Raw genomic sequence first — 14261 nt, 5'->3', positions numbered from 1 at the left:
AATACTCGACAAGAACCGTGCAAATACGGTAAAATCATCCATCGAATACTCAAATCTGCCATTTGGGCAGTGTTTAATCACCGGATGAAATTAATTATTATCGGCCCAATAATCAAAAAATATTACTAACAGGGCTGAGTATCTTGCGCTTTGCAGCTGTTGATAAATTGTGTTTAATAAGGTTTTTTCATGTTAGTGAAATTACTTAAATTAGTGCGTTCAAAAAATGGCTCAACAAAGCCATTTTTTAGTGTTACGATATATACAAAAACAAACTCATAAATGACTGACGGAGAAAAAATAATAAAGATCAACATTGAGGAGGAGATGAAGTCGGCCTACATCGATTATTCGATGTCGGTGATTGTATCGCGTGCCTTACCTGATGTTCGTGATGGCATGAAGCCGGTGCACCGCCGCGTGTTGTACGGTATGAGTGAGCTGGGCTTAGCAGCTAATAAACCTTATAAAAAATCGGCCAGAATTGTGGGAGAGGTGCTGGGTAAGTTTCACCCGCACGGCGATTCGTCGGTATATTTTGCCATGGTGCGAATGGCACAGGAGTGGTCCTTGCGCTATCCACTGGTAGATGGCCAGGGTAACTTTGGATCGGTTGATGGCGATAGCCCGGCGGCCATGCGTTATACCGAGGCACGCCTGAATAAGCTGGCGGAGGAGATGTTGGTTGATATTGAGAAGAACACCGTAGATTTTCAGTTGAACTTCGACGATTCAATCAAGGAACCAACGGTGTTGCCCACACGCATCCCCAACCTATTGGTAAACGGAGCTTCGGGTATTGCTGTGGGGATGGCTACCAACATGCCACCCCATAACCTAAGCGACACCATTGATGCCACCATCGCCTATATCGATAATAATGACATTGAAATTGATGAGCTGATCGATATAATTAAGGCGCCCGATTTCCCAACAGGGGGCAGTATTTATGGCTATCAGGGTGTGAAGGATGCTTTTCATACCGGTAAGGGACGTGTAGTGATACGCGCCAAGAGCGATATTGAGACAGAGGCCAACGGACGCGAGAAGATTATCATATCTGAGATTCCCTACCTGGTGAACAAGGCGGAATTGATTATGAAAATTGCCGACCTGGTGAATGAGAAGAAGATCGATGGCATCTCCAATGTCAACGATGAATCGGATCGCCATGGTATGCGCATCGTTATCGACCTGAAGCGGGATGCCATTGCCAATGTGGTGCTGAACCACCTTTATAAGTACACGGCCATGCAGACCTCCTTCGGGGTGAATAACATTGCCCTAGTGAATGGTCGTCCGCAACTGTTGAATCTCAAGGGCTTGATCAAGTGCTTTGTGGAGCACCGCCACGAGGTTGTAACCCGTCGTACGCAGTATGAGCTGGAGCAGGCCGAGAAACGGGCGCACATCCTTGAAGGACTGATCATTGCCAGTGATAATATTGACGAGGTAATCAAGATCATCAGAGCGGCACAAACGCCCGATGAAGCGCGTGAGAATTTGATAAAACGATTCGAGCTGAGCGAAGTGCAGGCTCGCGCCATTGTAGAGATGCGTCTGCGTCAGCTAACCGGACTGGAGCAGGATAAGCTGCGTGCCGAGTACGAGGAGCTGATGAAGGAGATTGCCCATCTGAAGGAAATATTGGCCAACTTCGAACTGCGTATGAGCATCATCAAGGAAGAGCTGCAGGAAGTAAAAGCCAAGTACGGTGATGAGCGCCGCACTGATATTATCTATAGCTCGGAAGAGTTTAACCCAGAGGATTTCTATGCCGATGAGGAGATGATTATCACCATCTCGCACCTGGGCTATATGAAGCGTACGCCGCTGACGGAGTTTAAAACACAAAACCGTGGGGGAGTGGGCTCTAAAGGTTCCACCACGCGTGATGAGGATTTTATCGAGCACATCTACCCGGCATCGATGCACAACACCATGCTTTTCTTTACCAAGAAAGGACGTTGCTTCTGGCTGAAGGTCTACGAGATACCCGAAGGTTCGAAAAACTCCAAGGGACGTGCCATTCAAAACCTGCTGAACATCGATCCTGATGATACGGTAAAGGCTTTTATTAAGGTGAAGAAGCTGAATGATGAGGACTACATCAATTCGCACTACATTATGATGGGTACCAAAAAAGGTGTGGTGAAAAAATCCTTGCTGAAGGATTATTCGCGCCCACGTGTGAATGGGGTGAACGCCATCACCATCAAGGAGAACGATGAGCTCTTGCAAGCCCGTCTGACCAATGGTGCCTCGGAAATACTAATGGCAACACGGTCGGGCCGTGCCATCCGTTTTAACGAAACACAGGCGCGCTGCATCGGACGTACCGGTTCGGGAGTGCGGGGGATTACGCTGGCCTCAGAGAATGACGAGGTAGTTGGCATGGTTTGTGTAAAAAATACCGAGGCCGAAGACATCCTGGTGGTGTCGGAAAAGGGCTACGGGAAACGTTCGAAAACGGAGGATTACCGGGTGACTAATCGTGGTGGCAAGGGTGTTAAAACCATGAATATCAGTGATAAGACCGGCGAATTGATTACCATTAAGAACGTAACAGACGATAACGACCTGATGATTATCAATCGTTCGGGCATCGCCATCCGCCTTTCTGTGAGTGAGATGCGTGTGATGGGTCGTGCCACACAAGGGGTGCGCCTGATTAACCTGTCGAAAAAGCAGGATGAAATTGCCTCGGTAGCCAAGGTAACTTCGGAGGCCGCCATTGAGCAGGAAGTCTTTGAAGAGGATGATAATGACGAGGTAATAAGCGAAAATACAAAGGAACAAACCAATGATTGAGGATAAATACTATATTTGCCTCACAAAATCAATCTAAAACTTTTTAAGATGAAAAGAATAGCACTATTTGCAATGTTAATGTTCAGCGTATCGGCGGTATTTGCCCAGAAGGGAAAAGTATCGGCGGCCAGCGGTTATTTGGGAACAAACGACCTGGATGCTGCAAAAAAAGCTATTGACCAGGCCCTGGAGCATGAAAAGTCAAACACATGGCCAAAAACTTATATTGTGGCTGCCAAGGTTTATACCGAGCTGTCGAAAGCCGGTAAGGACGATGAAGGCATCAAAAAAGCTGTTGACTATTATAAAAAAGCCATTGAGCTGGATGCCAAAGGCAATGAGAAAGGTAAGCAAATTGGTAAATACGAGAAGGATATTAAGCTACAGCTGACTTTCTTTAAACCCGATCTGACAAACTCGGGTATCGAGGGTTTTAATACGGAGAACTTCGAACAGGCTTTGTTTGCCTTCGAGAATGTACTGTATTTTAATGAGCTGCCTATGTTTCAGGCTGATGAAGCCGGTGTGGATACAGCCATTATCTACAACTGCGCCTTAGCGGCCTACAATGCCAAGGATTGGAACAAGGCTGAGAAATTCTTCAATGAGGCCATTGATTATGGTTATGGTGGTGGTGATGCCGTTTTACTGCTTGACCAGGTGTTTGATGCTTCGGGCGATAGCACAAAAGTAGCCGCCAACCTAAAGCGTGGTTTCGAGAAATTTCCGGAGGATGAGCGTATCCTAACAACCTTGATTCAGTATTATCTTGACTCAGAGCAGAATGATGATGCACTGGAGTATCTGAACACTGCCATTGAGAAAGATCCTGAAAATCCATCGTTCTACTATGCGCGTGGTGTTTTGTATGAAAGTATCGATAAGGACAAGGCCATTGAAAATTATGAGCAGGCGCTGGAAATTGATGCGGCCTTTTTCAATGCGCTGTATAATATCGGTGTAATATATTACAACAAAGGTGTTGAGCAGCAGTCGGTTGCCAATGATAAAACCACAACCAAGGAGTTTAATGCTGCCATGGAAGTGGCCAACGGTTTTTGGGAGCAATCACTGCCTTACATGGAGAAAGCCCATGAGGTGCAGCCTGAGGAAGCCGGTGTGTTAGAAACGCTGAAGGGTTTATACTACCGCTTTGAGCGCATGGATAAATACAACGAAGTAAAGGCTAAGCTGGAAGCCTTAAATTAATAGCAGGAGATAGCCGGTTTAACGCCGGCTATTTTTCTATATATAGAAATAACATAATATCAAATATAGGACAAGGTGGTACGGTGGTTAATTGCTTATAAGAAAGTATTATAGTCAAAATATAACATGATATCGTACTTCAATATTATGTTGATCTTATATTATTTTCAATAACTATATCTCCATACGAATAATGTGCATTAAGCAATACTCAGCCAGCACACTTGAAAAAAGCTTTGACAGATTATACCGATTACCACTTGCATAGCATCAAGGTTTTTGATCCATTCATCGTGCTATCCGATGTCAAGCAGCTAATACTGCTACAGCTTAAAGCCACCATAAACCTCAAATATTTAATCTGAGTGCAAAACCTTTTTAGTCATGGCATTTGATGATTCAGCTTTATACAGAATACGGTTTCAATTCATTTAGTTAAGATCAATATCCAAACCACAAGTCACTAACTGATAGCGACTCATACCTAATTTCTATGCCTCTTAGCAATTCACTCCTTACATCTCCAATTATGTTAACTAGTAAAATTCTACTTTTCAACAATGAGAGGCCTTTCTCTGTGGCAAGTGCACTTTTTTATTAAATTCGCGTATTCTTTAAGGAAGGCAAATAGTAACTCCCCTGATTGAAGATTTGCAAGACCGATGCTGGTGCTCATAACCAGGCACTTGACTAATAGATGAGCGCGGTCGATAACTCACACACTGTGACTGAGGAGGCGAAGCCGTGCATGGTTTAGCACTAAAACGGAACCTGATCCCACAAAAAAACTTAAATTTCGACCAGTATAAATATAACATAACTTTAAATAAGAAATGGCTAATAACATACATCCAACCAATATCTATTTAACACGTGATGACAAAGAGTTGTATTTAAAGCAGAAAGCCAAAGTAATATGGGTTACCGGTCTGTCAGGTTCAGGAAAAAGCACTTTAGCCAGCGGTCTGGAGCGTCGGCTGGCCGGTCGTGGATATCTCACGCAGGTGCTCGATGGCGATAATATACGCACGGGCATAAACAATAACCTGGGCTTTAGCGAGGATGACCGCACAGAGAATATCCGTCGCATAGCCGAGGTAAACAAGCTTTTTCTGAACTGTGGAATCATCACCATCAATGCTTTTATCTCCCCCACCAATGAGATCAGGCAGATGGCACGCGACATTGTTGGTAGCGACGATTTCATTGAGATATTTATGGATACCTCCTTCGACACCTGCGTACAACGCGACCCCAAAGGCCTCTATAAAAAAGCCCTGGCCGGCGAAATCAAGAATTTCACAGGGCTGGATGCGCCCTTCGACCAACCCGATAAAGCCGAACTCATCATCAATACCGACGAGCTGAGCATTGAGGAAGGCATCGAAAAAGCCTACGAATATGTAAAAGCACAAGTACGGTGGTAAGAACTAACAACTAACTATGCAATTTATAAAAACCGATATACAAGACCTTGTATTAATAAAGCCCACCGTCTTTGGTGATGAGCGGGGGTATTTCCTCGAATCCTTCAACCAGGATAAATTCCGCGAGCAGGTGGGTGATGTCAATTTTATACAGGTAAACGAATCTAAATCATCCTTTGGCGTGCTGCGTGGACTGCACTATCAGAAACCACCCTACACACAGGCTAAGCTGGTGCGTTGCATCCAAGGTAAGGTACTGGACGTGGTGGTGGACCTGCGTAAGGACTCTCCTACTTATGGTCAACACCTTAGCTTTGAGCTCAGTGGCGAGAACAAACATCAGCTCTTTGTGCCCCGTGGAATGGCGCATGGTTTTGTGGTGCTCAGTGAAACGGCTATTTTCAGTTACATGGTGGATAATAAATACGCACCTGATTACGACAGCGGCATTGCCTGGAACGACCCACAACTGAATATAGACTGGCAACTCCCCCGCGAACAGCTGATTCTTTCAGCAAAAGATCAGTTATTAAAGCCCATGGCCGAAACCGAGATACCGTGCTTCTGAGAATTGTCTGTTCGCTGGTAAGCCGTGTTTTATAAACCAACACTTTGTTAATAAAGAGGTTCCAATATGAATGACCTCAGGGGGATTGAAATGTATGGATGCAGTGGTGAGTATTCAGTTATCAAGACAACCCGTAACACAATGCTCAGTTCCTTTGGGATTATACGCCGCATTCAGAATAGATTGACAAAAAACTCGTAACTTAGCTTTCATTAAATGAATTATAAATCAGAATAACCTGCACCAGTCAGTTTTTGAGAATAAATTTAAACAGATGAAACGAGCCATGAGCAAACGGTGCTCACACAGAAAGATGATTATTTCCTGGCGAGTTCCATATGGCAATTGAAAAAAAATATAATCATATGAAAGCAATACGAATAAATACGGTGATCGACCCTTCTATATTACCATTTGAAGAAGTCAAGGCGTATAAAGGAAGAAAAGCTGAAGTAATCATACTGGTTGAAGATACTGAAGTCGAAAAAGATGATAGTAAATACCTTGCGGCTGGCTCCTTAAACAAATATGCCGATACCAATAAAGTAGCTGAGGAGAAGACGGCCTATAGTAAACACATTAAGGAAAAATATGGTAATCGCTGATGCGAACTACATCTTAAGATACCTGCTTGGCGATATTAAGGAACAATTCCAAACTGCCCAAAATATCATCGAAAAAGAGACGCTGATTACACCTGGAGAAATTGTAGCTGAAGTCGTGTACGTCCTTCAAAATTAAAAACGTTACTCCACTTCCTTCACTGTTATGCTTCGGCTCCGCTCAGCAAGTGATAGACCGACACACATCGTAACCCTAATTATTCACACTGAAATTAATTTTAAAGTATCTTTGACGATTAATAAAAGCTTAATTAAAAGGCATGCACACGATAAAACTAAAAATACACGATAAAGCTTATAAGCATTTCGTATGGCTTTTAAGTAAATTCAGCAAGGATGAAATTGAGATTATTAATGAAGATGAGGCTTTTCTGAAAACACAGGCAGAACTTCAGATAGAACTCGACGAAATTAACGAGGGCAAAGCAAAGTATTATACTTTCGAGGAATTAGACGAACGATTGGAGCATAAAATAATGAAGCATGATAATCGTCTATAAAGATTCCTTCATTACTAAACTTGAAGAACAAATCGATTATATTGCCAAAGATAGTCCGGCAAGAGCTCGAAATTTTAAAACAGAATTGCTCAGCCAATTAAAACGTATCCCCAATAATCCCTATCAATTTCGTCCCTCTGTTTATTTTGACAATAAGCAAATAAGAGATTTAATTTTTAAAGGTTACACCATTGTATTTCGAATTAACCAGAATACGATTGAAGTGTTTGGATTTGTAAAATATCAAAACAAGCCCTTATAACTCCTAACCATCAAATGCGCAGCAAATCTTTAACCACAGAGTCACACAGAGTAATGAGTGCTTTGAATCACCGTAACACAATACTCATTTCTTTGGCGATCTTTGCGAACCATTTTTCTTTGCGAGAAATAAAACTTTTGCCTTCCCTCTTGGCGAAGGATCAAAACAAAGCATCAAGTTAAAACCAGACAGGGGGATTGAAAAGTAAAACACTACCTGTTCTGCCAAAGCGGAAGAATCACACAGCGTAAAAAGGAGTAGCACAAAGACAAAAATCAGTATCCCAAGGATCGCAGCTTAATAAGCGCCTTTCCCGTCAAGATGCGAGCCTTAATAAGCATACGCCAAACCAATAAACCAACACACCACGTACCATATAACCTATTGACCTAATGAACTATCGACCTATTGCCCCACCTCCTAACCCCTAATACCTAACACCTAACAACTAATACCTACGAGCTAACCCCTAACCATTTATCATTAACCCTTAATAACTATCCACAAACCGTAACCATTAAACCAATACAGCGTAAAGCGATCAATTGAATAACATCATTTTCTAATACAACACAATGCGCAACCCGATTACCAATAACATCATAACATACAGTATTAATCGAATAATTGAAGTGCTGCCTCCCGGCTACAAAAAGAAGAGTGCCAAAATGATGGCCCTGCTTTTTTTGAACTCAATGATGGAACTGTTTGGACTAGCAGCCTTCCTTCCCCTTTTCTCGGTTATATTGCAGGACAATGTTATCCAAACCCACCCCATCATTAGCCAAGTTTATCAACTGGGTGGTTTCAGCTCCGAAAACCAGTTTATATTGGTGTTGGCAGGGTTTATTGTGTTTGCTATTGTATTTAAAAATGTGATGTCTCTGTTTATCCTCAAATCACAGGCCACCTTCTCCCTCTCCCTCTACCAGTATTTTGCCATCCGCCTGCACCAATTCTACTACAGCAAAGGCTTTCCCTACTTTAAAAACACCAACAGCAACGTGATTATGCGTGATGTAAGTGCTATACCGCAGCGTTTTGCCAACAACATGGTACTGCCCGTGTTTAATTTCCTGAACGAACTATTTGTCCTGTCCTTTATCCTGATCAGTCTGGTGCTGTACGACTGGAAAGCCATAGTGCTTTTAAGTTGCACTATACTTCCCATTTTCCTTGTATTTTACAACTGGGTAAAAGGGCGAACTGCCAAAGTAGAAAGTGAAACCAATAGACTTCAGCCCCTACTAGGCAAAAGCATCTTTCAGAGTATTTTTGGTTTTACCGATGTGGAGATTACTAACACGCAGGAACGCTTCCGCAATAAGATAGCCGCCTATTTGAATAAAATGGTGAAGTTGAGTATTAAACGTACAATCTATGCACAGGCGCCCACCAAAGTGATTGAAGCCGGCATGGTCATCACCATTTTTGCCATTACGGCTTATGGCCTCTATTTTTTACCCGACCGGCAGGGGCTCACAGCATTACTGGGCTTGTTTGCCTTGGCCGCCTACCGCATTCTGCCTTCTGTAAACAGGATTATGATGGCATTGATCAGTATTAAAGGACACCAATATACTTTCGGTACCATTGGGCAGGTGAAAGATTACACCCCGCAGAAGCCACAAGCAGAGCCCCTCACTTTTGACAAGACCATAACCCTTAATAACCTCTGTTTTCGTTTTCCCGACAGTAAAGACAACCTTTTACATAAAATCAACCTCACCATCAAAAAAGGCGAATCCATAGGCTTTGTAGGACCATCGGGTGCCGGTAAAACCACACTGATGAACCTAATGCTGGGCTTTTGGCCGGGCAGCGAGGGCGAAATTATTATCGACAGTCAGACCTTGAGCGCCGCTAACCTCAGCAACTGGCGCGATCAACTGGGCTATGTGCAGCAAGAGGTATATATTCTGGATGGCACCATTGCCGAAAACATTGCCTTTGGTTTGGAAAGAGCCGAAATTGACCAACAAAAGTTAGAAAAAGTATTGAAGCAGTCCAGCTTATGGGAATTTGTTGAGTCTTTACCCGACAAAGCCCAAACCACCATTGGCGAACGAGGAACTAAGCTGTCAGGTGGGCAGCGGCAACGGGTAGGCATAGCACGTGCCCTCTATGCCGGAGCCAGTATCTTATTTTTTGATGAGGCTACCTCGGCCCTGGATACGCAAACCGAAGAGGAAATCACAGAATCCATCCAACAGCTCACAGATGGAAAACTAACCATTGTAGTTATCGCCCACCGTGTTTCAACCCTCAAATATTGCGACCGGATAATTGAGGTGAACGAGGGAGAAATTAAGCGAGAGGTGGCTTATCAACAATTGGTTAAAGAAGTTAGGTAGAGTAGATTTATACCTTGTCTATAAAATTGAAAACCCTTGCGCTTTGTGAGAAACATGCCACTTATCCCCTAACTCATCATTAGTAATTATTATCATCAATGCTCTTCAATTCATTCGAATACGCTTTATTCCTACCCATCGTCTTTGTCTTATACTGGTTTGTGACCAATAAAAGCCTGAAAGCACAAAACTTTTTGCTGCTTGTGGTTTCTTATGTCTTTTACGGCTGGTGGGACTGGCGCTTTTTATCGCTCATTGCCTTTAGTTCATTGGTAGATTACATTGCCGGGCTGAAAATTGAGCACAGTGATAAGCGTAACACCCGGCGCCTCTTTTTAACCATTAGTCTGCTGACTAATCTGGGTTTTCTGGGAGTATTCAAATATTTTAATTTCTTTGCTCAATCCCTGGCCGATGGTTTAGCTCAAGTGGGTTATATAATGCACCCCTTTACTTTAGATGTGGTGCTGCCCGTTGGTATCAGTTTTTATACTTTCCAAACGATGAGTTACTCCATTGATGTGTACCGCAAAAAACTACAGCCCACCAACGATATTATTGCTTTTTTTGCCTATGTGAGTTTCTTCCCGCAGTTGGTAGCCGGGCCCATTGAACGTGCCACCAATCTACTGCCCCAGTTCCAAAAGAAACGGGTGTTCTCATACGAAGAAGGTGCTACCGGTATGCGACAGATACTCTGGGGACTCTTTAAAAAGATGGTGATAGCCGATAACTGCGCCGTAATGGTAGATCAAATATTTGATAACTACGAAACACTCCCCGGCTCGGTGCTTATTATGGGCAGCATTTATTTTGCATTGCAGATATACGGCGACTTCTCAGGCTATTCCGATATTGCAATTGGTACGGCACGCCTCTTTGGGTTTAAGCTGATGACCAACTTCCGTACCCCCTATTTCTCACGCGATGTGGCCGAATTCTGGCGTCGCTGGCACATCTCTCTCACCACTTGGTTCCGCGATTACCTGTATATTCCACTGGGTGGCAGCCGGGTAAATACAGCGCGTGCTATTCGCAACACTTTTATTATATTCCTTGTGAGTGGTTTTTGGCATGGCGCCAACTGGACCTTTATCGCCTGGGGTGCTGTAAATGCTATTTATTTTATACCCTTGCTTCTCACCGGTTATAACCGCAAGAATACAGGAGCGATAGCAGAAAACAAACATCTGCCCTCGCTCAAAGAAATATTCCAGATGGGCTTAACCTTTACCCTAACCTGCCTGGCCTGGGTGTTTTTCCGAGCCGAAAATATTAGCATCGCCTTCGAATATCTAAGCAATATCCTTACCCGACCCTTTCTGCCGGAAAACTTCTACTATTTCCATCCCAAATATATCTTTATAATTGGAGTTTGGGGATTATTAGAATGGTTTGTATTTAGGCACGATAATGCTTTAGAGCGTATCAACAATACAACCCCTTGGCTGCGGAGGCCTGCCTATTTTATTTTGGGCAGTATTACCTTCCTGCTTATGGTTAATGAAGCGCAAACATTTATTTATTTCCAGTTTTAGATGAAAAAGTTTATCCACTTTACGCTCCTATATTTCTTTGTTGGCATTGCTTTAGTTGTAATATTCGATGTGGCCACTTCTGCTTTAATTAATTCAAAGGCTAATTTCGTACTTCCGGGCAAGCCCACGCATATTGTAGTGGGTCACTCACACCCCGAATGTGCTTTCAACGATTCGCTTATCAACAACTTTCGCAATCTTGGTGAATCCGGTGAAGCCTATTTTTATACCTATTTTAAAACAAAGAAAGTATTAGAACAAAATCCCGAGATAAAAACCGTCTTTATTGATTTTTCTAGCAATCAACTTGTTGATAAAGCTAACCTAAATATTTGGAGTGAAAAATACTTGATGCACCGATATGTGAAATTGTCCCCAATAATGGGTCTTACTGAAAAGAAAATACTACTGAAAAATAGTTTTAGGGCATTTCTAAATAGTAGCTCAATTATTGGACAAAACAGACTGGTTGATATAGTTACCAACGACTATAATTATTCCACAAGAATAGGAGGTTATAAACAACTAACAGTTAGCAAGGTAGATTCCATTCTTCAAAACACACCGTTTTCTGAAGAAAAGAGCAAGACGTGCAGATTATCAACCACAAACATCGACTATCTCATAAAATTAATTCAGTTATGTAAAAAAAATAATAAGCAGGTACTTTTAATTCGCTGCCCTGTTCACAAAAATTATTTATTGAAGCAAAATGATTTGGTATTAAAGCATGTAAAGGACTCCTTATTTCGAGATATAAAGTTTATTGATTTTGCAAACTATCCTCTATCAAATAATGATTTTGCCGATTTAGGCCATTTAAATTATAGAGGGGCACATAAGTTTTCTACTTGGTTTAATACCAACATTCGTAAAATAATTTCTGATTAGATTGCAAAAGCTTATTAAGGAAATAAATAGCAAAACAGTGATAAGAAGTATACGCCAGATATTAATTGGTAAAAAAGCCACAACTACCAAGACCAAGAATTATTAATATGAAAATCGCATTTCAGTTTTACGATTATGCAGATTATGCTGGAGGACCAACCATAAATGCATTAAGATTGCTAAGTAAACTTGCTGAGAGTAACCATACAATACATGCCTTGGTTTTGTATACTCAAGACTATCCTAATGCCAGAAAGCTTCAGAATCTTGGAATAAAATGTCACATTTGTGAGAGAATGCATTATACCGAAGATCAAGTAAAATGGTATGCTAGAATTATTAGTGAGATTCAACCAGATATTTTTGTAGCGAATACCTCTACAAGCGCCAGTTTTTTAGCTCCTTACCTGCGAAAAGCGGGAATACCGATAATTTCCACGCATCGAACACCAGACCCAACAGCCCAAAGCAAAGCCGTATTTTTTGCAACGCATCCAATTTATAAACACGATGCAATTGTTTGTGTTAGTTCATTTCTTGAGAAAGAACTACAAAAGCATAACACAAATAATCTAATAACGGAAGTAATTCCTTCAGGCGTTCCTCTTTCTATACATTTTGCTGACCAATCTAAGCCCAGTTATTCTTTTGTTTATGCAGGGCGCTTTATGGAAAGGCCGAAAAGACTAACTACGATGCTTGAAGCAGTTGCGGAACTATATGCATTAAACCCAAATGTAAGCCTTACAATGGTTGGTGGCTATGAAAGCGAAGTAATAACTTATTCTAAAAAAGCTGAGAACCTAGGCATTCAAAACATTGTTGAATGTAAACCAAAATTAGGTGGTGATTTGTATAAAAAGGAATTATCCAAGCACAGGTTTATATTGTTATTTTCCGAGTTTGAAGGTATGCCCGGTGCCATAATGGATGGTATGTCTTGTGGATTAATTCCCATTGTTGCCAATTTTCATGGAATTGATGAACTCGTTAAGCATGGAAAAAACGGATTCATTATTAAGAACTTAAAAGATGATTTTAAAAATTTAATAATAAAAATTCAGCAGGATAATTATAATTTAAAATCAATTGCAGCAAATGCAATTGCGACAATAGATGCTAGATACTCCATTAACGCGGCTGCAGAAAAATGGATTTACCTCTTTGAGCGATTATCATCACAAAAAACTAAAAAACAATTTATTATACCAACAAAAATTAAATTACCATCTAAAAAATTACGTCTTTATGGTGACTTCAGAAAACCTACTTTATTAGAAAAAGTCAGATACCGTTTAAAAATTAGAACAAGAATATTCAAAGCAATAAATCGTATTAAACATAAATTATCATGATTGATTTTTTAAGAAGGATTAAACGCCTTATTAATCCACCTAAGCCATATAATCAGTTGGAAGATTTAAAGCAAAAAGGTTTGATTGTTGGAGAAAATTTCGACATGATGGGACAAGTAATAATTGATTTCTCACATTGCTGGCATATCACTATTGGTGATAATGTAACCCTGGCACCGCGAGTACATATTTTAGCACATGATGCTAGCACTAGAAAGTTTATTGACTACACCCGTTTAGGCAAGGTAAAAATAGGAAACAATGTCTTTGTAGGGGCTGCAAGTATTATTTTACCGGGTGTTACAATTGGTGATAATGTGGTTATTGGTGCAGGCTCTGTCGTTACAAAAAGTATCGACAGTAATTCAGTAGTAGCAGGAAATCCGGCCAAATATATGTGCTCAATTGATGAATATTTAGAAAAAAGGAAAAAGGAAATTAGCCAGGTGCCCGTTTTTTCTGATAAATACAGCCTTCGTAAGAATGTTACCCCTGAACTAAAAAAAGAAATGAATGATAGAATGACAACCGGTATTGGTTACAACCATTAAGCCATTCATAGCTCTGCAACTAATAATCTATAGCTGAATAATCTTAATACTCTGGGCTATCAATATCGCCATTACCTTATTTGAGCCAAGCTTTTCATAAGAAAAGACAAGGAGACACTTTCTATCTTTCATAATAAAGTAGCATAAACTTGAAATTCAATCACTTCTTAAT

Annotated in this window: 12 protein-coding genes; all 12 read left to right on the top strand. The window is 41.3% G+C overall.

From position 1 onward, the window contains the following. The first annotated feature begins 282 nt into the window (after window positions 1-282). The 12 genes from gyrA (at window position 283) to ACRD7A_RS03975 (ending at window position 14089) form a co-directional block, all read left to right on the top strand. Entirely contained in the window at window positions 283-2811 is a 2529-nt protein-coding gene (gyrA, locus tag ACRD7A_RS04030) for a DNA gyrase subunit A (protein WP_430811125.1), read from the top strand. A gap of 48 nt (window positions 2812-2859) precedes the next feature. Then, window positions 2860-4020 (top strand): tetratricopeptide repeat protein, encoded by a 1161-nt coding sequence (locus tag ACRD7A_RS04025; protein WP_430811124.1) that lies wholly within the window; start codon window positions 2860-2862, stop codon window positions 4018-4020. Window positions 4021-4853: 833 nt separating this feature from the next. After that, the gene (gene cysC / locus ACRD7A_RS04020) at window positions 4854-5447 is read left to right on the top strand and encodes an adenylyl-sulfate kinase (protein WP_430811123.1); all 594 of its coding nucleotides are present in this window, start codon (window positions 4854-4856) and stop codon (window positions 5445-5447) included. A 16-nt stretch (window positions 5448-5463) separates the two neighbouring features. Beyond that, window positions 5464-6015 carry a dTDP-4-dehydrorhamnose 3,5-epimerase gene (gene rfbC / locus ACRD7A_RS04015; protein ID WP_430811122.1) on the top strand — a complete coding sequence of 184 codons (552 nt, stop codon included), beginning with the start codon at window positions 5464-5466 and terminating at the stop codon, window positions 6013-6015. 365 nt (window positions 6016-6380) lie between these two features. Then, complete coding sequence (locus tag ACRD7A_RS04010; RefSeq protein ID WP_430811121.1) at window positions 6381-6620, top strand: hypothetical protein; 240 nt, start codon at window positions 6381-6383, stop codon at window positions 6618-6620. 278 nt (window positions 6621-6898) lie between these two features. Next, window positions 6899-7138, top strand: a complete 240-nt coding sequence (locus tag ACRD7A_RS04005; RefSeq protein WP_430811120.1) for a hypothetical protein — start codon at window positions 6899-6901, stop codon at window positions 7136-7138. After that, entirely contained in the window at window positions 7122-7400 is a 279-nt protein-coding gene (locus ACRD7A_RS04000) for a type II toxin-antitoxin system RelE/ParE family toxin (protein ID WP_430811119.1), read from the top strand. The genes ACRD7A_RS04005 and ACRD7A_RS04000 overlap by 17 nt, the downstream gene beginning before the upstream one ends. A 575-nt stretch (window positions 7401-7975) precedes the next feature. Beyond that, the gene (locus tag ACRD7A_RS03995; RefSeq protein WP_430811118.1) at window positions 7976-9754 is read left to right on the top strand and encodes an ABC transporter ATP-binding protein; all 1779 of its coding nucleotides are present in this window, start codon (window positions 7976-7978) and stop codon (window positions 9752-9754) included. Window positions 9755-9852: 98 nt separating this feature from the next. After that, window positions 9853-11292, top strand: a complete 1440-nt coding sequence (locus ACRD7A_RS03990; protein WP_430811117.1) for an MBOAT family O-acyltransferase — start codon at window positions 9853-9855, stop codon at window positions 11290-11292. Further along, entirely contained in the window at window positions 11293-12183 is an 891-nt protein-coding gene (locus ACRD7A_RS03985; RefSeq protein WP_430811116.1) for a hypothetical protein, read from the top strand. 107 nt (window positions 12184-12290) lie between these two features. Continuing rightward, on the top strand, window positions 12291-13538 hold the full coding sequence (locus tag ACRD7A_RS03980) for a glycosyltransferase family 4 protein (RefSeq protein ID WP_430811115.1): 1248 nt from the start codon (window positions 12291-12293) through the stop codon (window positions 13536-13538). Then, window positions 13535-14089 (top strand): DapH/DapD/GlmU-related protein, encoded by a 555-nt coding sequence (locus tag ACRD7A_RS03975; RefSeq protein WP_430811114.1) that lies wholly within the window; start codon window positions 13535-13537, stop codon window positions 14087-14089. The genes ACRD7A_RS03980 and ACRD7A_RS03975 overlap by 4 nt, the downstream gene beginning before the upstream one ends. Window positions 14090-14261 lie beyond the last annotated feature (172 nt).

The organism is Carboxylicivirga longa (assembly GCF_050589825.1).
In the GTDB taxonomy this organism is placed as follows: Bacteria; Bacteroidota; Bacteroidia; order Bacteroidales; family Marinilabiliaceae; genus Carboxylicivirga; species Carboxylicivirga longa.
Note: the sequence above shows the minus strand (reverse complement) of the source record. Positions and strands in the feature narration are given on the sequence as shown.